The organism is Microvirga sp. Mcv34 (genome assembly GCF_024519725.1).
GTDB lineage: Bacteria > Pseudomonadota > Alphaproteobacteria > Rhizobiales > Beijerinckiaceae > Microvirga.
The window spans coordinates 1-22920 of the sequence record NZ_JALJRK010000048.1; the positions used below are offsets into that span (position 1 = coordinate 1).

At 63.3% G+C, this 22920-nt stretch carries 18 protein-coding genes; all 18 read right to left on the bottom strand.

Going from position 1 to position 22920, the window contains the following annotated elements; all coding sequences use genetic code 11:
* Nucleotides 1–124: 124 nt before the first annotated feature.
* The gene (gene bamA / locus OC446_RS20930) at nucleotides 125–2509 is read right to left on the bottom strand and encodes an outer membrane protein assembly factor BamA (RefSeq protein ID WP_262030954.1); all 2385 of its coding nucleotides are present in this window, start codon (nucleotides 2507–2509) and stop codon (nucleotides 125–127) included.
* A gap of 165 nt (nucleotides 2510–2674) precedes the next feature.
* Nucleotides 2675–3838, bottom strand: coding sequence for an RIP metalloprotease RseP (gene rseP / locus OC446_RS20935; RefSeq protein ID WP_262030955.1), 1164 nt, complete (start codon nucleotides 3836–3838; stop codon nucleotides 2675–2677).
* Nucleotides 3839–3858: 20 nt separating this feature from the next.
* Nucleotides 3859–5040: a 1-deoxy-D-xylulose-5-phosphate reductoisomerase gene (gene dxr / locus OC446_RS20940; protein WP_262030956.1), complete on the bottom strand. Its 1182-nt coding sequence runs from the start codon at nucleotides 5038–5040 to the stop codon at nucleotides 3859–3861.
* A 6-nt stretch (nucleotides 5041–5046) separates the two neighbouring features.
* Nucleotides 5047–5904 (bottom strand): phosphatidate cytidylyltransferase, encoded by an 858-nt coding sequence (locus OC446_RS20945; protein ID WP_262030957.1) that lies wholly within the window; start codon nucleotides 5902–5904, stop codon nucleotides 5047–5049.
* Nucleotides 5905–5906: 2 nt separating this feature from the next.
* Nucleotides 5907–6674: an isoprenyl transferase gene (locus OC446_RS20950; RefSeq protein WP_262030958.1), complete on the bottom strand. Its 768-nt coding sequence runs from the start codon at nucleotides 6672–6674 to the stop codon at nucleotides 5907–5909.
* A 27-nt stretch (nucleotides 6675–6701) separates the two neighbouring features.
* A complete protein-coding gene (gene frr, locus OC446_RS20955) occupies nucleotides 6702–7262 on the bottom strand; it encodes a ribosome recycling factor (RefSeq protein WP_262030959.1) in 561 nt (186 codons plus the stop codon).
* 72 nt (nucleotides 7263–7334) lie between these two features.
* The gene (pyrH, locus tag OC446_RS20960) at nucleotides 7335–8048 is read right to left on the bottom strand and encodes a UMP kinase (RefSeq protein WP_410055108.1); all 714 of its coding nucleotides are present in this window, start codon (nucleotides 8046–8048) and stop codon (nucleotides 7335–7337) included.
* Between the two features lie 71 nt (nucleotides 8049–8119).
* Complete coding sequence (gene tsf / locus OC446_RS20965) at nucleotides 8120–9049, bottom strand: translation elongation factor Ts (protein WP_262030960.1); 930 nt, start codon at nucleotides 9047–9049, stop codon at nucleotides 8120–8122.
* 105 nt (nucleotides 9050–9154) lie between these two features.
* Nucleotides 9155–10177 (bottom strand): 30S ribosomal protein S2, encoded by a 1023-nt coding sequence (locus tag OC446_RS20970; protein ID WP_262030961.1) that lies wholly within the window; start codon nucleotides 10175–10177, stop codon nucleotides 9155–9157.
* A gap of 427 nt (nucleotides 10178–10604) precedes the next feature.
* On the bottom strand, nucleotides 10605–14078 hold the full coding sequence (gene dnaE / locus OC446_RS20975; protein ID WP_262030962.1) for a DNA polymerase III subunit alpha: 3474 nt from the start codon (nucleotides 14076–14078) through the stop codon (nucleotides 10605–10607).
* Between the two features lie 411 nt (nucleotides 14079–14489).
* A complete protein-coding gene (locus OC446_RS20980) occupies nucleotides 14490–15185 on the bottom strand; it encodes an ABC transporter ATP-binding protein (RefSeq protein ID WP_262030963.1) in 696 nt (231 codons plus the stop codon).
* 2 nt (nucleotides 15186–15187) lie between these two features.
* Nucleotides 15188–16477, bottom strand: coding sequence for a lipoprotein-releasing ABC transporter permease subunit (locus tag OC446_RS20985; protein ID WP_262030964.1), 1290 nt, complete (start codon nucleotides 16475–16477; stop codon nucleotides 15188–15190).
* A gap of 6 nt (nucleotides 16478–16483) precedes the next feature.
* Nucleotides 16484–17812, bottom strand: coding sequence for a proline--tRNA ligase (gene proS, locus OC446_RS20990; RefSeq protein ID WP_262030965.1), 1329 nt, complete (start codon nucleotides 17810–17812; stop codon nucleotides 16484–16486).
* Nucleotides 17813–18204: 392 nt separating this feature from the next.
* The gene (locus OC446_RS20995; protein WP_262030966.1) at nucleotides 18205–18543 is read right to left on the bottom strand and encodes a DUF1467 family protein; all 339 of its coding nucleotides are present in this window, start codon (nucleotides 18541–18543) and stop codon (nucleotides 18205–18207) included.
* A gap of 7 nt (nucleotides 18544–18550) precedes the next feature.
* The gene (gene mce, locus OC446_RS21000) at nucleotides 18551–18955 is read right to left on the bottom strand and encodes a methylmalonyl-CoA epimerase (RefSeq protein ID WP_262030967.1); all 405 of its coding nucleotides are present in this window, start codon (nucleotides 18953–18955) and stop codon (nucleotides 18551–18553) included.
* 14 nt (nucleotides 18956–18969) lie between these two features.
* Nucleotides 18970–20643: a ribonuclease J gene (locus tag OC446_RS21005; protein WP_262030968.1), complete on the bottom strand. Its 1674-nt coding sequence runs from the start codon at nucleotides 20641–20643 to the stop codon at nucleotides 18970–18972.
* 5 nt (nucleotides 20644–20648) lie between these two features.
* Nucleotides 20649–21473: a biotin--[acetyl-CoA-carboxylase] ligase gene (locus tag OC446_RS21010; RefSeq protein ID WP_262030969.1), complete on the bottom strand. Its 825-nt coding sequence runs from the start codon at nucleotides 21471–21473 to the stop codon at nucleotides 20649–20651.
* Nucleotides 21474–21475: 2 nt separating this feature from the next.
* On the bottom strand, nucleotides 21476–22915 hold the full coding sequence (nuoN, locus tag OC446_RS21015; RefSeq protein ID WP_262030970.1) for an NADH-quinone oxidoreductase subunit NuoN: 1440 nt from the start codon (nucleotides 22913–22915) through the stop codon (nucleotides 21476–21478).
* Nucleotides 22916–22920: the final 5 nt, after the last annotated feature.

Below are 22920 nucleotides of genomic sequence, written 5' to 3' on the forward strand. Positions count from 1 at the left end.
CCGTCGGGGAGCGTTGCATTGGCCATCTCCGCCACCTGACGTACCATTAACGTCTGGGTTTGCGGAAAGAAATTGGATTCTGTCATGAAAAATAAGTGAGGGCGCCCCTCGGCGCCCTCCCCGATTAGAAGCGAGTGCCGCCCGTGAACCGGAAGGCCTGGGTGCGATCCTCGCCGACCCGGGTCCCGTCCGGAAGAAGCCTGCCCTCTTCCTTGGTGAGCGCATAGGCATAGTCGAAGCGGATCGGACCGAGCGGCGAGCTCCAGAGGATCGAGGCGCCGATGGACGACCGGATCACCTTGCTGTCGAGAACGTTGATGCAGTTCTGCGGTACGTTGGGATCCTGCACGCAGGCATCGGCGGGATCGAGGATGCTGCCGCCGGTCGGGCCGAACCTGGTCGGACCTTCGTAGCCGAACAGCGTACCGGCATCGGCGAAGACAGCGCCCTTCAGGCCAAGCTCACGCGGCAGACCCCAGATCGGGAACTGCATTTCGAGCGAACCGCCGAAATACGTGGTGCCGCCGACGGCGTTCGCACGGCTGTCGAGGCTCGAGATGTCACGCGGACCGATGCCGTTCGGGGCGAAGCCGCGAACCAGCGACGGGCCCATGAAGAAATGGTCCACGATGCGCAGGTCGCCGTTGTCGCCACCGTCGCTGCCGCTGTCGAAGCCCATGATGTGACCGCCCTGGATACGGGCGATACCGACCACATCCTCGAACAGTTCGCGGTAGTAGCGCGCATCGCCGGTCACGCGGAAGTAACGGGAGTCGCCGCCGAGGCCGGCGAAGTCCGTCTTCACTTCGGCGTAGAAGCCGTTGCGCGGCTCACGGATGTTGTCGAGGGTGTTGTAGTTGAACGTCAGGCCGGCAAGCGACGTGATGGTGTCGCCCTGCGACTGCTTGATGGCCAGGGATGCTTCACCGTTGCCTTCGCAGAATGCGCGGTTCGGCACGCCGTCGGGATTCAGAAGCGTGTAGCCCGGGATCGGAGCCGAACAGTCGTTGTACGGCTGTTTGAGATCGTTCGGGATATCCACCGACTGCTGGAAGAGCGAATAGCGAGCCGTGATCGAGAACTCTTCCGTCATCGGAAGGCCGAGGCGCAACGTACCGCCGGTCATGCGGTTCTCGTAGCGGGCATACCGGGTCTGGTCGCTGAACTTCGAGTACAGGTCGATACCGGCCGCCATCCGGTAGCCGAGGAAATACGGCTCCGTGAAGGAGAAGTCGATGCCGTGGGCGCGCTGGCCGAGCTGACCGGCCAAGCGGACGAACTGGCCACGGCCGAGGAAGTTGGTTTCGGTCACCGAGACTTCACCGATGAAGCCGTCCGCCGTCGAGTAACCGCCCGAGATGGCGAACGAACCGGTGGACTGATCCTCAACATCCACGTTCACGACCACGCGGTCGGCCGAGGAGCCGGGCTCGTTTGAAATGCGGACGCGCTTGAAGTAGCCGAGGTTGTTCAGGCGGCGCTCGGCGCGATCAACCAGAACCTGATTATAGGCATCACCCTCGCCCAGCTCGAACTCGCGACGGATCACGTAGTCGCGGGTACGGCTGTTGCCGCGCACATTGATGCGCTCGATGTAGATCCGCGGACCTTCCTCGATCACGTAGGAAAGGTTGACCGTGCGGGTCGAAGGATCACGGGTGCCGACCGGACGCACCTGGGCGAACGGATTGCCCTGGCGGGCCACATTCGTGGTCAGAGCCTGGACGGACTTCTCGACGGCTTCAGCGTTGTAAACTGAACCCTCGGAGGTCGCGACACCCCGGCGCACGGCCTCGGGATCGATACCGGAGAGGCGCGGATCGACGCCCACGGCTCCGAAACGGTACTGCTCACCCTCGCTGACCGTGATGGTGATGACGTAGCCGCCCGCGTTGGGATCGAACTGAACGTCGCTGGAGACGAGCTGATAATCGGCGTAGCCGTTCTTCAGGTAGTACCGGCGAATGAGATCGAGGTCGTTCGAGAGGCGTTCCGGATCGTAGACGTCGTTGCTCTTGAGGAAGCTCAGCAGATTCGTCTCGGAGGTCTGCATGATGCCGCGCAGGCGGCTTGACGAGACCTGATTGTTGCCGACGAAGCGGATATCCGTCACGCCGGTCTTGTCGCCCTCGTTGATGGTGTAGACCACGTCGACCGTGCCGTTCGGCAGATCAACCAGACGCGGGGTCACCTGGGCGAGACCACGGCCGGAACGGCGATAGACCTCGAGGATTCGCTGGACGTCGGCGTCGACGGCAGCCTGATTGTAGGGCGCCCGAGCCCGAGCCTGAAGCTGGTCCTCGATCAGAGCCTTCTCGACCCGCTTGTTACCTTCGATGGCGACCCGGTTGACGATGGGTCCCTGCGCGGCCGAGGCACGGCGATTCCCCGGAGCCACCTGCTGCGCGAAAGCGCTCTGCCCGGCAGTAATCCCGGCCATGAGCGCGCTGATCGCGACAATGGCGGTAGTGGCCGGCTTTTTCCGGCGAGGCGTGGTCGTCGACATCATCAACTGGCCCGTTCTTTATATTCTGTCCCTAGCGAGGAGGCCCCGCAGGTTGGAGACGAGAGCCGCCAACCTTATCTTTGTGGACCGCTTGTACAAACTTTCGCCGTCATTGCAAACGGCACATCCACAACAGAGTACCAATTTTTAAGGAGCGTGGCGTCCTTGTCACGATCCCCGGGCCAGGAAACTGGTGCCAAGGTGAACAAGATCATTCCAGGTGGCGAACAGCATGAGCATCGCCACCAGGGCGAAGCCGATTCTGAAGCCGATTTCCTGGGCTTTCTCGCTCAGAGGGCGCCCGCGAACCGCCTCAATGGCATAGAACAGAAGATGGCCGCCATCCAGCAGCGGAATGGGAAATAGGTTAATAAGTCCGATCGAAACCGACATGAACCCGATCAGGCTGACCAGGCTGTACACCCCTCCCACGTCGAAAGCCGTACCCGAAGCCCTGGCGATTCCGATGGGACCGGAGAGCTGATCGGTCGATTCCCAGCCCATGGCCAAGCGGCGGATGAAGTTGAGAGTCCGCTCGACGAGGCTCCAGGTTTCGCCCACAGCCGCCTTGACGGCGCCCCAAGGTGAATAGGTCAGGCGCTTGATCGCCGCCGGATCGCGCGAGGCTTCGACCCCGAGAAGCCCGATGCGCTGCTTGCCGAAGGGGCTGGTCCTCTCCACCAGATTCGGCGTCGCCGTCAGGGCGACCGTCTGCCCGTTGCGCTCGACCGTGAAGTCGAGGGGCTCGCCCGCGCTGGAGCTGACGATCAGCTGCATGTCTGCGAAGGTCTGGATCTGCCGGCCGTCGACGGTCAGGATCAGGTCCTTGGGCTGGAAACCGGCCTTCTCGGCCGCGCTTCCGGGCTGGACCGCCTCGATCCTCGGCTCGAGAACCTGCCGCCCGCTGAAGTAGTTGAAGCCCGCGAAGATCGCGATGGCCAGGATGAAATTGGCGATCGGACCTGCCGCTACGATAGCGGCGCGTTTGGCAACATTCTGGTGGGGAAAACTGATCGACCGCTCCGCCAGCGGCATCCGGTCGAGCTCGGCCTGATCCGGAACGCTCGCGGCATTGAGGTCGCCGACGAACTTCACATAACCGCCCAAGGGAATCGCGCAGATCTTCCAGCGGGTCCCTTTCCTGTCGGTCCACCCAAACAGCTCGCGCCCGAAGCCGATGGAGAACGCCGTCACCCCGACGCCGCACAGGCGCCCGACCCAGAAATGGCCGAACTCGTGGATGAACACGACCACCGTGAGCACCACTAGGAAGGAGATCAGGGTCAGGAACAGGGAGCCCGTCGCACCGCTGATCGTCGCAAGAAAGTCCATCGTCATCCCTTTCGCGGGCTCTAGAGCCGCGTCGCTTCAGCATAGGTCGGAATGAGCTGCCGTGTCACTTGCCGGGCTTCCTGGTCGATCCCGAGGGCCTCCGCCACGGTCACCGGCGCGGAGATCCCTCTCCCCGAGAAAGCGGAGCAGACGCGCTCAACCAACTCTGAGATATCATAGAATCTGACATGACCTGCCATATAGGACTCAACGGCGATCTCATTGGCGGCATTCAGAATGGTGGGCATCGCCCCCCCGGCCCTGAGTGCCGCCTTGGCCAGAGATAGGCACGGAAACCGTTCTTCGTCAGGCCGCTCGAAACTTAATCGTCCGATCGCGGCAAGATCGAGACGGGGCAGGTCCATCGTCAGGCGCCCCTGGTGGCGCAAGGCATTGGCGATCGGGACCTTCATATCCGGAAGGGCAAGCCCGGCCGTAACGGCACCATCGCTCCACTGCACGAGCCCGTGGACGATCGCCTCGGGGTGAACCAGAACGTCGAGCCGCTCCTCCGGGAGGTCGAACAGGTGATGCGCCTCGATCAGCTCGAGTCCCTTGTTCATCAAGGTGGCCGAGTCGATGTTGATCTTCGACCCCATGGACCAGATCGGATGCGCCGATGCCTCCTTGGCGCCAGCCCGAGCAATGGCGTCTTTCGTCCAGGAGCGGAAGGGTCCACCGGACGCGGTTATCACCGCCTTTTCCACATCCCTGCCGAGGCCCGCCGCAAGAGCATGATCCAGGGCGTTATGCTCGGAATCCACCGGCATGATCTCCACGCCCAGACGGCGGGCATCGGCCATGAAGGCGGCCCCGGCGCTCACCAGACTTTCCTTGTTCGCAAGAGCAATCCGCCGCCCCGGCTTCAGTGCCGCATGGGTCGGCGCGAGGCCGGCCGTGCCGCTGATCGCCGCCAGGACGATGTCGGCGTCACGCTCGGCCGCCTCAATGACGGCCGAATGCCCTGCCCCGCTCCCGATTCCGGTTCCGGACAGAGCCTCTCGCAGTGCCTCGCCTCCGCGCTCATCGGCCAGAGCCGCGAATGTGGCGCCCAGGTCCCGAGCGACCTTGGCGAGCGCGGCGACATCACGCCCGCCGACGACGGATGCGACGCGGAACTCATCCCGATGGGCCAAAACGACATCGGCCGTCGAGCGGCCGATCGAACCGGTGGCTCCGAGAATCGTAAGGGAACGGGTCATCAACGCCTATGGGATGAAATGTACTGTCGAAAGAACGGCCGCAACGATGAGGCAGACGGCCCAGAAACCATCCAGGCGATCCATTACGCCGCCATGGCCTGGAATAAGATGGCTCGAATCCTTGACCTTGCAATGGCGTTTGAGGGCCGACTCGCCGAGATCGCCGATCTGGCTCGCGACAGATGCGACAACGGAGATGGCGGCGGTACCGAGAAGGCCAAACGGCAGGTCGAGGCCGTATTTCCGCCCCGCCCAGGCGACCAGAACTCCAGCCAGCGCCGCCGCCACGACGCCGCCGATGAACCCCGACCAAGTCTTCTTCGGGCTGATCGGCGGACACAGCTTCGGGCCGCCGAAAGTTCGCCCTGTGAAATAGGCCGCAATATCAGTCGCCCACACGACAGCGAACATCCAGAGTAGGCCCAGGATGCCGAGTTCGGGATGCTCGCGCACGATCGGCGGAACAAGCGTGACCGGCAAGGCGTAAAGGAAGCCGGAGGCCGACCAGATTCGGTGGGTCGTGCCGCGGGTCAGGACCGTGCCTGCTGCGAGGAAGAGCAGCCCTGCGCCGATGAAGAGGCCCAGGTCCGCATCCGACAGGAAAAGAGCCGTCAGAACGCCGAGGCCGACACCCAGGACGCCTTGCACCGGCAAACGCGGCTCTACACCCGTCATCCGGGTCCATTCGATCATCATGGCGATGCCGGCTGCCAGCCAGAACAGGGCGAAGGGCCATCCACCCCAATAGGCCGCCAGCAGGGCGACGGCCACCATGACGAGTGCGGACAGAACGCGTGCGGTCAGTTCCTTGGACGGGGCCGGCTTCGAGCTGGATGGCAGGCTGGAGCCTTGGTCCGAGACCATCGTCAGACTGCCCGGACACTCAGGCCGCCGAATCTGCGGTCGCGCCTGAAGTACTCGTCAATGGCCGCCTTGAAGGCAGCCTCATCGAAATCCGGCCAGAAGCAGGGCAGGAAAACGAACTCGGAATAGGCGGTCTGCCACGTGAGGAAGTTCGATACCCTCTGCTCGCCCGAGGTCCGGATCACCAGGTCCGGATCCGGAATATCATGGGTATCGAGGGCCGCTTCGACCGTCGCCATATCGATATCGGCCGGGTCGAGCGATCCTTCCTTCACCCTGCGGGCAAGAGCCCGAACGGCACTCACGATCTCCTGGCGCCCGCCGTAATTGAACGCAATGACCAGCGTGAGGCCGGTATTGGAACGGGTGAGATGCTCCGCCTCGTCCAAAAGCAGGCGGATGTCGGAGACCAGCCCTTCGCGCTCGCCAATAATGCGGACTCGGATATTGTTGGCGTGAAGTTCGGCCAGATCGTGCCGGACGAAGCGCTTGAGCAGGCCCATGAGGTAGGACACCTCATCGGCGGGCCTGCGCCAGTTTTCGGCGGAAAAACTGTAGACCGTCAAGTACCCGATGCCGAGATCCGTCGCGGTGCGCACCGCACGGCGGATCGCTTCGATCCCCTTCCGATGTCCTTCGAACCGGGGCAGCCCTCTCTGAGCGGCCCAGCGTCCGTTTCCATCCATGATGATGGCAACATGGCGTGGCATTCCCTCGCCTGCTTCCCGCTGGGCGAGGATGGGAGCCGACCGCTTGGCTTCGCCGCTCATATTTCCGTCCCCATGCGCGCCTGAGGTTCAGACGTGCATGATTTCCTTTTCCTTGGTCACCAGAAGACCGTCGATCTCGGCTACGAACTGATCTGTGGCCTTCTGAACCTGATCCGCATGACGCTTGCCGTCATCCTCGCTGATCGCGCTGTCCTTCTCAAGCTTCTTGAGGAGGTCGAGGCCGTCGCGGCGGACGTGGCGGACCGCGATCTTCGCCTCCTCGGCGTATTTGTGCGCGACCTTCACCATTTCCTTGCGACGCTGCTCGTTCATCTCGGGAATGCGCAGACGGATCACCTGGCCTTCGGTCTGCGGGTTGAGGCCGAGGTCCGATTCCCGGATCGCCTTCTCAACGGCCGCAACCATGCCCCGGTCCCACACCTGGACGCTCAGGAGGCGTGGCTCCGGGACGTTGATGGTGGCAACCTGGGTGATCGGCATCAGAGAGCCATAGGCATCGATCTGGATGGGATCGAGGAGATTCGGGGAGGCCCGCCCGGTGCGAAGGCTAGCCAGGTCGTTCTTGAAAGCGGTGATGGCGCCCTGCATGCGGCGCTTTACATCGGCGAGATCAAAGGTCGTGGCCATTCGATTTTGTCCTTACGCGAACTAGTTAAAACGGGCTTACGCTTCCCAGGGTCCAGCATCAAGGCCCTTGGATCAAGGGGCGACGACGGTCGAGGGCACTTTCCCCTGGAGAAGAGCGGTTACGGAGCTGGGAGCGTGCACTGAGCCGACGATGATGGAGAGCTTGCTCTCGCGCGCCAGGGCGAAGGCCGCCGTGTCCATGACCTTCAGGTCCTTGGCGATGGCTTCGTCATGGGTCAGGCGGTCGAATCGGATCGCCGAAGGGTCCTTCTTCGGATCGGCCGAGTAGACCCCGTCCACTTGCGTGGCTTTGAGGACCGCATCGCAGCGCAGCTCGGCAGCGCGCAGGACGGCGGCGGTGTCGGTGGTGAAGAAGGGATTTCCGGTGCCGCCTGCCAGGACCACGACCTGCCCTTTGTCGAGGTGGTGGAGAGCCGGCTGGCGGGCATAGGTTTCGCAGATCGTCGGCATGGAGACGGCCGACATGGTGCGGGCAGGCACGCCCGCCGCATTGAGGGCGGTCTCGACGGCGAGCGAATTCATGACCGTGCCGAGCATGCCCATCGAGTCCGCCGTGGGGCGGTCGATCCAGCCGGCGGCGCTCATGCGGGCGCCCCGGATGATATTGCCGCCGCCGATGACGACGGCGATCTCGAAGCCGGCCCTCGTCGCCTGGGCGAGATCCTCCGCCAGGGAGGACAGGATCTGAGTGTCGAGCCAGTAGCCGTCGGGAGCCATCAAGGCCTCACCGGAAAGCTTCACCAGGATGCGCCGGAACGTTGCCATCATCAGACCTTTCTTTTCGAGACCTCTCATGAAAACGGCGGCTGAAGAGCCGCCGTTTTCATGGGTTCGATTTAGGCCTTGAGACCCGCCTGGGCGGCCACTTCGGCCGCGAAGTCCGGAGCCTCCTCCTTCTCGATGCCCTCGCCGAGGGCATAGCGGACGAAGGCCTTGAGGGTCACCGGCTTGCCGGCCTTGGACTCGGCTTCCTTGAGGACCTGAGTCACGGTCTTCGAGGGATCGTGAACGAAGGGCTGCTCCAGGAGGGTGACTTCCTTGAAGTAGCTCTTCAGGCCGCTCTCGATGATCTTCTGCATGACGTGATCCGGCTTGCCGGCATTCTTGTCGCGCAGAATGGCGCTCTCGCGCTCGACGGTCGCCTGATCGACGCCGGAGGCGTCGAGAGCCACCGGGTTGGTGGCGGCCACGTGCATGGCAATCTGGCGGCCGAGCGTGCTGAGCACGTCGACATCGCCTTCGGACTCGAGCGCCACAAGAACACCGATCTTACCGAGGCCTTCGCTGACGGCATTATGCACGTAGGAAGCGATCACACCCTTCGAAACTTCGAGCTTGGCGATGCGACGCAGGGTCATGTTCTCGCCGATGGTGGCGATGAGCTCCTGCAGGCGATCCTTCACGGTCGTGGAAGAACCAGGGAATGTCGCGGTTTCAAGCGACTCGATGGTGCCGTTGCCCATCAGGCCGATCTTGGCGGCTTCGCGCACGAAGGCCTGGAACTGGTCGTTGCGGGCCACGAAGTCCGTCTCGGAATTGACCTCGAGGATCGTGGCGGTGTGACCGGAGGACTCGACGGCCACGAGGCCCTCAGCCGCGACGCGACCGGCCTTCTTGGCGGCCTTCGACAAGCCCTTCTTGCGGAGCCAGTCGATCGCGGCCTCCATGTCGCCGTTGGTCTCGGCGAGAGCGGCCTTGCAGTCCATCATGCCGGCGCTGGTCGTCTCGCGCAGCTCTTTCACCATCGCAGCGGTAATGTTCGCCATGGCTTTTCCTTTCAAAGGTTCACGCATAGAGGGAGCCCGGCGTTCGTGGAACGCCGGGCTCGATCATTCGTTCAAGCGGCGCGGCATCCTGCGGCGCCGTGAGGCTTACGCAGCAGCGGCTTCGATCATCGAGCGGGCCTGGTTGATCCAGCCGTCACGCTCGAGGCGGCCGTTCAGCTTCAGGTCCTTGTCGAGCTGGGCGATGTCGCCCGCCTGCATGGCGGCCAGCTGCCAGTAGTGGAAGATGCCAGCCTCGTTGAGCTTCTTCTCGAGCTGCGGGCCGACGCCGTTCAGCTTGGTCAGGTCGTCGGGAGCGCCACGGGGGGCGGCCAGACGCTCGAACTGCTCGCCCTCATAGGCGGCAACAGCCGTGTCATTCGCCGGAAGCTCCTCGGCCATCGGGTTCTCGGACTCGCCGATATCGATGCCCATGGCGCCGGCGCCACGGGAAATGCCGTCGAGAGCGGCACGGGCGATCAGGTCGCAGTAGAGCGCGATCGCGCGGCCGGCGTCGTCATTGGCCGGAACCGGGAAGGTGATGCCGTCCGGATCGCAGTTCGTGTCGACGATGGCAGCCACCGGGATGCCGAGGCGCTTGGCCTCCTGGATCGCCAGCTGCTCCTTGTTGGTGTCGATGACGAAGATCAGGTCGGGCGTGCCGCCCATGTCCTTGATGCCGCCGAGAGCGCGCTCGAGCTTTTCCTTCTCACGGGCGAGCATGAGACGCTCTTTCTTCGTGAGGCCCTGGCCGCCGCCGGCGAGGATCTCGTCGACCTTGCGCAGGCGCTGGATCGAGCCGGAAATCGTCTTCCAGTTGGTCAGCATGCCGCCGAGCCAGCGGGAGTTGACGTAGTACTGGGCCGAACGCTTGGCCGCATCCGCAACCGCGTCGGAAGCCTGGCGCTTCGTGCCGACGAAGAGCACGCGGCCGCCCTTGGCCACCGTGTCGCTCACGGCCTGGAGGGCGCGGTGCAGCATCGGAACCGTCTGGGCGAGGTCGATGATGTGGATGTTGTTGCGGGTACCGAAGATGAACTGACCCATCTTCGGGTTCCAACGGTGGGCCTGGTGGCCAAAGTGAGCGCCAGCCTCAAGCAGGCTGCGCATCGAGAAATCGGGAAGCGCCATATTTATTCTCCGGTTAAGCCTCCGCGGATCAGTGGACCGGTCAGACCGGCCACCGGGATACCTCATGGACTTATGAGGTTGATTCCGCGTGTGGGATAGGCGCGCATATAGGGGTAAAGCGGCTGAGATGCAAGCCGAAACCGTAGGGTGGCTAGCCTCTCATTCCTTAAGCGCAGGATACCCATAATAATCAGCCTCAGCGTCAGCGGTTATCCAGCCATCTATATAGTTTTCAAGGTCTTGAGGATCTGTATAAGGGGCGGGCTCTGTCCTCTGGCCCTGTACTCGCCTCCCATAGCCCGCGCCCCAAGCAGAGCTATTCGGATCTATTGACGAGATCCTCCGTTGATAGGGCTCAAACCAGGCCTCAAGCAGCAGCCGTTTGAGGTTGGACAGCCAAATGGACATCTATTAGTGACCGATTACCCTAATTTACATGCACATCCACGACCCCAGGCACGGCGCGGAGCGCTCCGGCGATCTGGGGGGTGGCCATGTACTTGCCGGGGAGCTTGACTTCGACCTCCCGGTCGCCGTCGTCGAGGATGAGGACGAGGGACACCTCCCCCTCGCCCCGGGCCTTGAGCCGTTCATAGACGCTCGTGATCGGCCGCTCGTCGCGCAGGAAGATCCGCATGCTCTTCTGGTGCTTGGCGACGGCCTCGTCCAGAGGCTCGGCCATGCCGATGCGCGCCCTCACCTCTTCGCCTTCGAGACCGGCCTGGAGCAACAGGACCACGGCGGATCCGGGCTCGAGAACCTCGCGCAGGCGCTGCAGCCCTTCGGAGAAGATGATGGCCTCAAACTGACCGGTCTGATCCGACAGGGTGAGAATGCCCATCTTGTTACCGGTCTTGGTCCGGCGCTCCTGCCGGTCGAGGATGGTGGCCGCGACCCGCCCGACGGAGTTGCCCGCTTTCACAGAGCGGCAGAACTCCATCCAGGTCTGCACGCGCAGCTTCTTGAGAAGATCACCGTATTCGTCCAGCGGGTGGCCTGAGAGGAAGAACCCGATGGCGTCGTATTCCCGCTGCAGCCTCTCGGCGGAGGGCCAGGGCTCGTAGGGTCCGATCCGCAGCTGCACGCCGGCCGCTGCGACGCCGCCGAACATGTCCATCATGCCGCCGTTGGCCGCCTCGTGCGATTGTTGGGCGAGGCTCATCATGGCGTCGATGGAGGCGCAGGCCTTCGCACGGTCCGGCTCCAGCTCGTCGAAGGCGCCGGCCGCGATGAGGTTCTCGAGGGTGCGCTTGTTGATCGCCTTCGGATTGATGCGGCGGGCGAAGTCGGCAAGATCCTTGAAGGGCTTGTCGCCCCTCGCCTCGACCACGGCCTCGATGGCCTGCCGGCCGACTCCCTTCACGGCCGCGAGCGCGTAGAGGATCTGTCCCTTGCCCTCCTGGTCGTATTTCACGTCGAAGACGACGCCGGAGCGGTTGATCGAGGGCGGGATGACCTTGAAGCCGAGCCGCTGGGCCTCGCGGCGGAATTCCGACAGCTTGTCGGTGTTGTCGAGATCGAGCGTCATCGATGCGGCGAGGAACTCAACCGCATGATTGGCCTTCAGATAGGCCGTCTGGAACGCGACCAGAGCGTAAGCTGCCGCGTGGCTCTTGTTGAAGCCGTAATCCGCGAACTTGGCGAGCAGGTCGAAGATTTCGTTCGACTTCGCCTTGTCGAGACCGCCCTCCTTTGCGCCGGAGACGAAGCGCTCGCGCTGCGCGTCCATTTCGGCCTTGATCTTCTTGCCCATGGCGCGGCGCAGAAGGTCGGCGTCGCCGAGCGAGTATCCGGAGAGGACTTTCGCCACCTCCATCACTTGCTCCTGGTACACGATGATTCCGAAGGTCTCGCGCAGGATCGGCTCCAGCTTGTCGTGCGGATACCAATCCTTCTTGTTGTGCTCGTCCTTGCCGAGCTTGCGCGCGCAATAGACCGGAATGTTCGCCATCGGGCCCGGACGGTAGAGCGCCACGAGGGCGATGATGTCCTCGAAGCGGTCGGTCTCCATTTCGACGAGGGCTTTCCGCATGCCCGCCGATTCCACCTGGAACACGCCGACCGTCTCGCCGCGCTGGAGCATCTCGTAGGTTTTGCGATCGTCGAGCGGCAGAGCGGAGAGATCGACCTCGATCCCCTTGCGCCGGATCAGATCGACCGCCGTGCGTAGAACGGTGAGGGTCTTGAGGCCCAGGAAGTCGAACTTCACGAGCCCCGCCTGCTCGACCCATTTCATGTTGAACTGGGTCACGCGCATGCCGGTCTTCGGGTCTCGGTAGAGCGGCACCAGCTCCTGTAGCGGACGGTCGCCGATCACCACGCCGGCCGCGTGGGTCGAGGCGTGCCGGTGCAGGCCTTCGAGCTTCTGCGCGATGTCGAGCATGCGCTTGACGACCGGCTCCTCGTCGATGGCCGCCTGCAGCTTCGGCTCGCCCTCGATGGCCTGCGCGAGGGTCACCGGGTTGGCGGGATTCTGTGGCACCAGCTTGGTGAGCTTGTCGACCTGGCCATACGGCATCTCAAGCACGCGGCCGACGTCGCGGATCACGCCTCGGGCGAGCAGCGTACCAAACGTGATGATCTGCGCGACCTGCTCCTCGCCATACCGCTGTTGCACGTATTCGATGACGCGCTCGCGCCCCTCGACGCAGAAGTCGATATCGAAGTCCGGCATCGAGACGCGTTCCGGATTGAGGAAGCGCTCGAAAAGCAGAGCGAACCGCAAGGGGTCGAGATCGGTGATGGTGAGCGCATAGGCCACGAGCGAGCCCGCACCCGAGCCGCGGCCCGGCCCGACCGGGATGTTGTGGTCCTTGGCCCACTTGATGAAGTCGGACACGATCAGGAAGTATCCCGGAAACTTCATGTTCCGGATGATCCCGATCTCATAGGCGAGACGGTCGCGGTAATCCTGCTCGGTCAGGCCAGGCGCGGGGCCGTGTGCGGCGAGACGCCTCTCGAGCCCCTCCTCCGCCTGCCGCTTCAGCTCTTCGCCCTCGTCCAGCGCGGCGGCATCGGGACCCGTGCCGAAATTCGGCAGGATGGGCTTGCGGGTTCTCACGCGCGTAGCGCAGCGCATGGCGATCTCGACGCTTGCCTGGAGCGCATCGGGCAAATCCGAGAACAGCTCCATCATCTGCTGGCGCGTCTTGAAGTGATGCTCCGGCGACAGGCGTCGGCGATCCGGATTCGAGACGATCTGCCCTTCGGCGATGGCGAGCAGCGCGTCGTGCGCCTCGTAGTCTTTCGCTGCCGAGAAGAAGGGTTCGTTCGCCGCCACGATGGGCAGCCCGTTGCGGTCCGCCAGAGCGAGCAGCTCGCCCTCGATCAGGCGCTCGTCCTCGAGGCCATGGCGCTGGATCTCGACATACAGCTGATGGCCGAAGGCGTTCTTCAAGAGATTGAGACGCGCCTGCGCCAGATCCTGGCGCGCACCGTTGCGCAGGGCGCAATCGAGCGGCCCCGAGAAGCCGCCCGTCAGTGCGATCAGCCCCTCGCTGTGGGCCGCGAGCACGGGCGCCATCACGCGCGGATCTTCGCCCAGCGGCACGCCGAAATAGGCGTGGCTCACGAGGCGCATGAGGTTGCGATAGCCCTCTTCGTTCTGCGCAAGGAGCACGATGTTCGATGGCTGCGGCACCACGCGGGCGACCGGATCCGGCTCCTCGAAGCAGACGGAGAGCTGAACGCCCGCGATAGGCTGGATACCGGAACCCGCGAGCTTCTCGGAAAATTCGAGTGCGCCGAAAAGATTGTTGGTATCGGTGAGCGCAAGGGCCGGCTGCTTGTCGGCCGCCGCGAGTTTGGCCAATTGCGCGACCTTCAGCGCCCCCTCGAGCAGCGAGTACGAGGAATGGACATGCAGATGGACAAAACCGATATCGTGAAGAATGCGCGCCATGAAACTCTACTCAGCAAACGGCACGCATAGTGGCACGATTCTTTTCTAAGGAAGCCTAACCTCCGGCCACTAGGACAAGGTTCCTGTGAATCCCGGTGAGTTGTTGTGGATCCCGGTATCAAGCAATGGGAGAAAGGACCAGAGCCCAGATTGCCACGGCGGAGCCGAACATTGCCAGGGAGGCGATTTCGGCGGTGGTCTCAAGGATGAAGCGAAGCATGGTGTGTTTCTCCGTGTTCCCAATATGTTCATCTTTGTTCATTGGATGTTCTGTGTAAAGCCTGTGCAGAGTCCAGGCTCGGGACGGAGTCAACAGAACGTTAAGATGCAGATGCGCGCAGCTTCGCAAGCGCTGAACGCGCTTCTGCAGGTTCAATCCTGAAAAGAGGCATTGAAGGCAGCTTGAGGCCTTTACGGCAGCTGGACGATCAGCCCGTCTCGGATGGTCACGCGCCGGTCCATCCGGGCGGCGAGATCCAGGTTGTGCGTCGCGATCAAGGCCGCAAGCTTCGAGGCGCGCACGATGGCGACGAGGGTCTGGAAAACGCGGTCCGCCGTGTTCGGATCGAGGTTGCCCGTGGGCTCGTCGGCGAGGAGAAGGCGCGGCGCATTGGCGACGGCGCGGGCGATGGCGACACGCTGCTGCTCACCTCCCGAGAGTTCGCCGGGTCGATGGTCGAGGCGCTTTCCGAGCCCCAGAAATGTGAGGAGCTGCGTTCCACGGTCCTGGGCCTCCGCCTTCGCGAGGCCGCGGATGAGCTGCGGGATCACCACGTTCTCAAGCGCCGAGAACTCCGGCAGGAGATGGTGGAACTGGTACACGAAGCCGAGTTCTTCCCGCCGGATGCGGGTGCGTTCCGGATCGTTCATGGCGGCGGTCTGCTTCGAGCCGACGAACACCTCGCCGCCGTCGGGACGTTCGAGCAGGCCGGCCAGATGAAGCAGGGTCGACTTGCCCGTGCCGGACGGTGCGATGAGTGCCACGATCTCGCCCGGCCAGATCGCGAGATCGGCGCCGCGCAGCACTTCGAGGAAGCTGTCCCCCTGCGGGTAACGGCGTTCGACCTTAGAGAGATACAGGGCGGGTTGGGCTTGAGTCGGCGACATACTTATCCGTAACGCAACGCTTCAACGGGATCGAGTTTCGCGGCCCGCCAGGAGGGATACAAGGTCGCCAGGAGGGACAGCACCATTGCCATGATGAGGATCGTCGCCACTTCCGTGGGGTTCACCTCAGCGGGCAGCCGGCTCAGGAAGTAGAGTTCCGCTGGAAAGAGATTGGTGTTCGTGAGTCGGGAAATGACGTCGCGGATCGTCTCGACGTTAAGGGCCAGCAGCAGTCCCAGGCCGAAGCCCGCGATGGTGCCGACGATACCGATCGAGGCGCCAGTGATCAGGAAGACCCGCATGATGGCGCCTCGTGTCGCTCCCATCGTGCGCAGGATCGCGATGTCCTCCGACTTGTCCTTCACGAGCATGATGAGCCCGGAAATGATGTTGAGCGCCGCCACCAGAACGATAAGCGTGAGGATGAGGAACATGACGTTCCGCTCCACCTCGAGCGCTCCGAAGAACGTTCGGTTGCGCTGACGCCAGTCGGTCATGAGGATCGGGCGCCCCGCGGCCTCGTCGATCGCGACACGCGCCTCGTCGACCCGGTCGGCGTTGTCGAGATAGACCTCGATGAGCTGCACGTCGTTCTGGCGGTTGAAGTAGTTCTGCGCCTCGGTCAACGGCATGAACACGAAGGTGGAATCGAACTCCGACATGCCGATCTCGAAGATCGCTTTGACGGGGTATCCCTTCACCCTCGGCGCCGTGCCGAATGGAGTCGATGCTCCGCGCGGCGTGATGATCGTCAGCGTATCGCCGGCCTGAAGCGAAAGCGCGTCCGCGAGACGACGGCCGATGGCGACCCCCTCGCCGTCCTCGAAATTCTCCAGCGAGCCCTGTCGCAGATTACCGGCGATATGGTCGATCTTGCGCAGGTCCTCCGCGCGGATGCCGCGCACGAGGACCCCGCTGCCATTGTATTGGGAGGACCCGAAGGCCTGCCCCTCCACCAGCGGGATCGCCCGCTTGACGCCCGGCACCGCCGCGATGCGGGCCGCGACTTCCGGATAGTCCGTGAGCGGGCTCTCGAGTGGCGCCACGAAGATATGACCGTTGATGCCGACGATCTTGTCGAGCAGCTCCTTACGGAAGCCGTTCATGACCGAGAGCACCACGATCAGCGTGGCGACGCCGAGCATGATGCCGAGGAAGGAGAAACCCGCGATGACTGAGACGAAACCCTCCCGCCGCCGCGTGCGCAGATAGCGCCCGGCGAGCATCCACTCGAAGAGCGAGAATGGCTTCGTCCCCGCCGGGCTTGTCTTGGCGTCTCTTTCCTTGGCCATAACCGCCTATTTTCGCGTGGTGAGCCGAGCGAGCACGTCCTCGAGCGCAAGGTGCTCGCGCTCTCCCGTGGCGCGGTTCTTCAATTCAACCTTGCCCTCGGCAAGTCCTTTTGGGCCGATAAGCACCTGCCACGGGACACCGATAAGATCGGCCGTGGCGAACTTGCCGCCGGGACGCTCGTCCCGGTCGTCATAGAGGACATCGCGTCCCGCCGCTCCGAGTTCGCGATAGAGGCGCTCCGAGGCAGCGTCGGTCGCAGCATCGCCGACCTTCAGATTCAGGATCGCCACGTCGAACGGAGCGACCCCCTCCGGCCAGATGATGCCGTTCTCGTCATGGCTCGCCTCGATGATGGCGGCGATCAGGCGGCTCGGGCCGATGCCGTAGGAGCCCATATGGACTGGCGTCTCCTGCCCGTCCGGCCCCATGACCTTAGCGCCCATGGGCTCGGAATATTTGGTGCCGAAATAGAAGATGTGGCCGACCTCGATACCGCGGGCGGACATCTTCTTGTCCTCCGAGACGGCGCCAAAGGCCGCTTCATCGTGCATCTCGGACGTGGCGGCGTAGAGCGACGTCCATTTATCGACGGTGCTCTGGAGACCGGCGATATCGTCGAAATTCGTGTCCGCCGGGGGAATGTCGAAGTTCAGGTAATCCGCATGGCAGAAGACTTCGCTCTCGCCCGTCGAGGCCAGGATGATGAACTCGTGGCTCAGGTTCCCGCCGATGGGTCCAGTGTCGGCACGCATCGGGATCGCCTTCAGGCCCATACGGGCGAAGGTGCGGAGATAGGCCACGAACATCTTATTGTAGGAATGCACGGCGCCGGCCTGGTCCAGGTCGAAGGAATAGGCATCCTTCATCAGAAACTCGCGCGAGCGCATGACGCCGAAGCGCGGGCGCACCTCGTCGCGGAACTTCCACTGGATATGGTAGAGGTTCAGCGGCAGGTCCTTGTAGGAGCGCACATAGCCCCGGAAGATCTCCGTCACCATCTCCTCGTTGGTCGGGCCGAAGAGCATCTCACGCTCATGACGGTCCTGGATGCGCAGCATCTCTTTGCCATAGGCATCGTAGCGGCCCGATTCCCGCCACAGGTCCGCCGACTGGATCGTCGGCATGAGAAGCTCGACGGCCCCGGAGCGGTTCTGCTCCTCGCGGACAATGGCATTGACCTTGTTGAGCACCTTCAATCCTAGCGGCAGCCAAGCATAGATCCCCGCTGCCTCCTGGCGGATCATGCCGGCGCGCAACATCAGGCGGTGAGACACGATCTCCGCCTCTTTCGGCGTCTCACGGAGAATGGGGAGGAAGTAGCGGCTCAAACGCATAGGGCGCCTTTAGATCTCGATCGAATATGAAATAGGTAGCGACTCGCTTCCAGCACACAACACAGGCCTCGGCCAAAAGACAAGCTGTCATCGCCTGAACGGGCCTGCGGCGAGATGGATTAGACCAAAGATCAATACAAGAATTGCCGAAAAATGCATCAAGGCCTGCCTACAAAAGGTGACTCCGGGGAACAAGATGACTATAAACGAAACCCTAACGTCTTAGACCTTCAAGGGTCAGAGGCTACGGTCCGAGTTTCGGGAGGAACAAGATCCCCAAGCGCCAAGAGGCGCTGGCCTGAGAAAGCCAGGGATCAAAAATTGCCAAAAGGCAGTTTAGGCAAGGCGAAAGCCTTGCTTTTCTTTTTTGACCTCCCCGCTTCTGCCTCCGATCAGAGCCCAGCCAGGGGGAAGACCGCAGCGGCGATCACCAAAACGACGGATGCGACGAGCGTCGTCCAGATCGCCTTCTCTCGCAGGGCAGGCAGAGCCGGGGCTCCTGGCTCGCTTCCCTGGACGACCTCCCCGGCTTCGGCCTGACTACGGATGCCGAATGGCAGGACAGCGAAGAGCAGGATCCACCAGATTACGAAATAGAGTGCCAACCCACCGCTCACCCGCAGGCCGAAAGCACTGACGCTGATGGCGACGGCGATGGCGGACACGACCGCCACGACAGCTATGGTGGACCAGAGCGATCCCGCCAGGTTTTTTACAAAGCTTATCAACACCTTGTCCTCAGGCCTGCTCGAGTTCGATCAGCGTGCCGTTGAAATCCTTGGGATGCAGGAAAAGCACCGGTTTTCCATGAGCTCCGATCCGCGGCTCGCCCGAGCCGAGCACCCTTGCCCCGGAATTCACAAGCTGGTCCCTCGCCGCGACGATATCGTCCACCTCATAGCAGATATGGTGCATGCCGCCGTCCGGGTTCCTTTCCAGGAACCGAGCGATGGGCGATTCTCCCCCTAGGGGCTCCAGCAACTCGATCTTGGTGTTGGGGAGGGTGATGAACACGACCGTGACGCCATGCTCCTCCAACGCCTCCGGGGCCGAGACCTCGGCTCCAAGGGTCCTGCGGTACATCTCGGCAGCGGCCGCGATGTCCGGCACCGCAATGGCGACATGGTTGAGACGTCCAATCATCGGAACTTTCCCTTTCAGGCCTCGATGACGAGCACGTGGCAGGCGGGCTTCTTGCCCCATTCCTGGTTCACCGCCGCGCGGACTGCCCGATGGACAGCGTTCTCCACCGCGTCTGGATCCCGCCGCTTGCCTTTCGGCAAGCTATCGAGCAGATCACCCACCGTATCGGCAATGATGTCGGTCAGGTCACGTCCCTCCCGGTTCTTATCGGGCAGGCCCATGGCGTCGATGACAGGGTCGCCGACGAGTTCGCCACGATCATCGATGGCGATGGCAACGGTGACGATTCCGGCGAATGCGAGCTTGCGGCGCTCCGGCAGGGCGCGTTCGCCTGCTCCGATGACGATATTGCCGTCGCGGTAGAGGCGTCCCGCCGGAACGTTGTCGACGATCTCAGCCGGCCCGGGAGCGAGGCGCACCACGGTGCCGTTCTTCGCGCGGACCACCTCGGGCACCCCTTGGGCCCGGGCAAATTTCGCGTGCTCGCTCAGGTGCAGCGGCTCACCGTGGGCGGGAATGGCGATGCGCGGCCGGGTCCACCGGTACATCTGCTCGAGTTCGCCGCGGCGCGGATGGCCGGACACGTGCACGAGTTCCGTACGGTCGGTGATGACCTCGATGCCCTGCTCGATCAGGCTGTTGATGATCGACCCGACGCCCTTCTCATTGCCGGGAATGGCTCGGGAGGAAAAGATCACCCGGTCTCCTGCCGAGAGCGCGATGTCCGGGTGCTCGTCCTGGGCGATCCGAGCCAGAGCCGCGCGCGGCTCGCCCTGGGAGCCCGTCAGGATGGCGACGATCTTGTCGCGGGGAATGTAGCCGAAATTCTCCGTGGAGCGGAACTCGGGCAGGCCTTCGAGATAGCCACATTCCTTGGCCACGTCGACGACTCGGTCCATGGCCCGGCCGACGACCACCACATCGCGGCCGCATTCGCGCGCGGCTTCCGCGATCGAACGGATGCGGGCCACGTTCGAGGCGAAGGTCGTGACCGCGACGCGGTGGGGCGAATCCTTGATCAGCTGAGCGAGGTTGCGGGCAACGTCGGATTCGCTGGGGCTGGTGCCTTCACGAACCACGTTGGTGGAATCGCAGATGAGCGCCAGCACACCCTCGTCGCCCAGAGCCCGAAACGCTTCCTCCGACGTGAGGCTTCCCAGATAGGGAGTATTGTCGAGCTTCCAGTCGCCCGTATGCACCACGAGTCCCTGTGGCGTCCGGATCGCGAGCGCATTCGATTCAGGAATCGAGTGGGCAACAGGGACGTATTCAATGTCGAACGGACCGAGCTTCAGGCGCTGGCCTGGCACGATCTCGTTGAGATCGACCTTCGGCGCGTCGGCTTCCGAGAGACGGCGCGTCTCCAGCAGGCCGATGGCGAACTTGGTCGCGTAAACCGGAGCGCGCAGGCGCGGCCACATCTCGACGAGCGCGCCGATATGATCCTCGTGGGCATGGGTAATGAAGATGCCGAGCAGGTTGTGGCGTTCCTCCTCGATGAAGCGAAGATCGGGATAGACGAGGTCGATGCCAGGCAGGTTCTCCTCACCGCCGAAGCCCATGCCGCAATCGACCAGAATCCACTGCCGTTCCGCTTCCGGCCCGAAGCCGTACAGCGCAGCGTTCATACCGATTTCGCCGAGCCCTCCAAGAGGGAGAAAGACCAATTCATCCTGGTGGGAAGCCATTAAATTCAAAACCTTTTCGAGCCAGCCTCGTGCTTGGCTATATCGTGCAGCAAATTGGGAAAATAAAGATCGCCCGCATCGATGAGCTCCATGCCTTCGAGGCTCCTCAACTGCAAGCGTCCGAACCTGTCGAGCCCCTCGAATGTTCCCTTCTTCTCGCCCGAGGGCAAGCGGAGCGTCACCTCCTGTCCGACGCCGGCAGCCCGCTCGAGCCAGAGCCGCCGTATGGCTCCGAACGGATCGGAGGCGCTCATTCTCGAAGAGGTGCGCCACGCCGAGAACGTCCGGGCAAAGGCTGACGACAGGGCGTGGAGTACCTCTCCCCTGTCAAGGCCTGGCTTGACGGCCTGCAATGTGGTTGCAGGATACGGCGTGCCGGTCGGAGCGAAAGCCACGTTCACCCCGAATCCGATCACGATGGAAAGCGGACCGTTCGGCTGAAGGCGATGCCCCTCCAGAAGGAGGCCGGACAGCTTGGCCCCATCCAGAAGGAGGTCGTTCGGCCATTTCAGTGCAAGACGCGGCGCACCGATCCCGGTCACCGCCTCGACGGCCTCATGCAAGGCCAGCCCGGCGACAAAGCCGAGCTGCGGCGCCGAAGGCATGTCGCAGGGATCGATCAGGAGCAGGCTGGCATAAAGATTGCCCGGGGGCGACGACCATTGGCGGCCATGGCGTCCCCTGCCCGCAAGCTGCTCGGCCGCGATGATCCAGAGCCGACCCGGATCACCGTTCCGGGCCGCCTGCAGGGCATCGTCGTTCGTTGAGCCCGTCGCCTCGAGCGAGAGAAGCCGGTAGCCGGCAGCCTCTGTCTCGGGCGACAGGCGCACGATCAGAACAGGGAGCGCGCAGCGGCGCCAGCTGCGTTGACGATGGGAGCCGGCACGAGCCAGAACAGCAGCACGACGGCGCTCGACACCACGAGCACGAAGCTCACACCCGGAGACATGGGCTCGAACCGCTCGACCGGCGCATCGAAGTACATGACCTTCACGATGCGCAGGTAGTAATAGGCGCCGATCACGCTGGTCACGACGCCGATCACGGCGAGCGTCACCAGGTTGGCCTGGATCGCGGCGGCGAAGACGTAGAACTTGGCGAAGAAGCCCGCCAGGGGCGGAATGCCGGCCAGCGAGAACATCATCATCGCCAGGCAGAACGCCAGGGCCGGATGGGTGCGAGCGAGCCCCGAAAGGTCGTCGATCGACTCGAACATCACGTTCCCGCGGCGCATGCCGAGAATGACCGCGAAGGTGCCGAGCGTCATGGCGAGGTAGATCGCCATGTAGATGACCACGCCCTGGATGCCCTCGGGCGTTCCGGCCGCGAGGCCGATCAGCGCGTAACCCACATTGCCGATGGAGGAATAGGCCATCAGGCGCTTGAGGTTGCGCTGGCCGATGGCAGCAAAGGAGCCGAGCGCCATCGAGGCGATCGAGACGAAGACGATGATCTGTTGCCACTGGACCAGGATGCCCGGGAAGCAATCGATGAAGACGCGGGTGGCCATGGCCATACCGGCCATCTTGGGCGCGGCGGCGAAGAAGGCCGTCACGGGCGTCGGCGATCCTTCGTAGACGTCCGGCGTCCACATGTGGAACGGTACGGCGGAGATCTTGAAGGCGATACCGGCTGACACGAACACGAGGCCCACGATGGCGCCGATGCCCACATTGCCCTGCAGAACGGTGGCAATGACCGGGAAGGACACGCTACCGGCGAAGCCGTAGACGAGCGAGGCGCCGTAGAGGAGCATGCCCGAGGAGAGCGCACCCAGCACGAAGTACTTCAGGCCAGCTTCCGTCGAGCGCGCGTTGTCGCGGTCGAAAGCCGCGATCACGTAGGACGAGAGGCTGAGCAGCTCGAGGCCGAGATAGAGGGCGATCAGGTCGTTCGCCGAAATGACCATCATCATGCCGATGGTCGAGAGGATGATCAGGATCGGGTATTCGAAGCGGTAGATCCCCTCGCGGCGCATATAATCAAGGGAGAGGATGATGCCCCCGGCCGAAGCCAGGAGCGTCAGCGCCTTCATGAACTTGGCGAAGCCGTCGATCACGAAGGAGCCGGCCATGGTTTCGACCCGCTCGCCGGGCAGCATCAGCACCGCCACGAAAGTGACGGCGAGAAGCGCCAGCGCGATGATGCTCATGCCGTAGCCGGGACGCTCGCCGCGGAAGGCGCCGAACAGGACCAGGACGAGGACTCCGACTGCCATGAGGATCTCTGGCAGCATCGGACCGAAAGCTGGAATGGTCAGGGCGGGATTCATCGGAA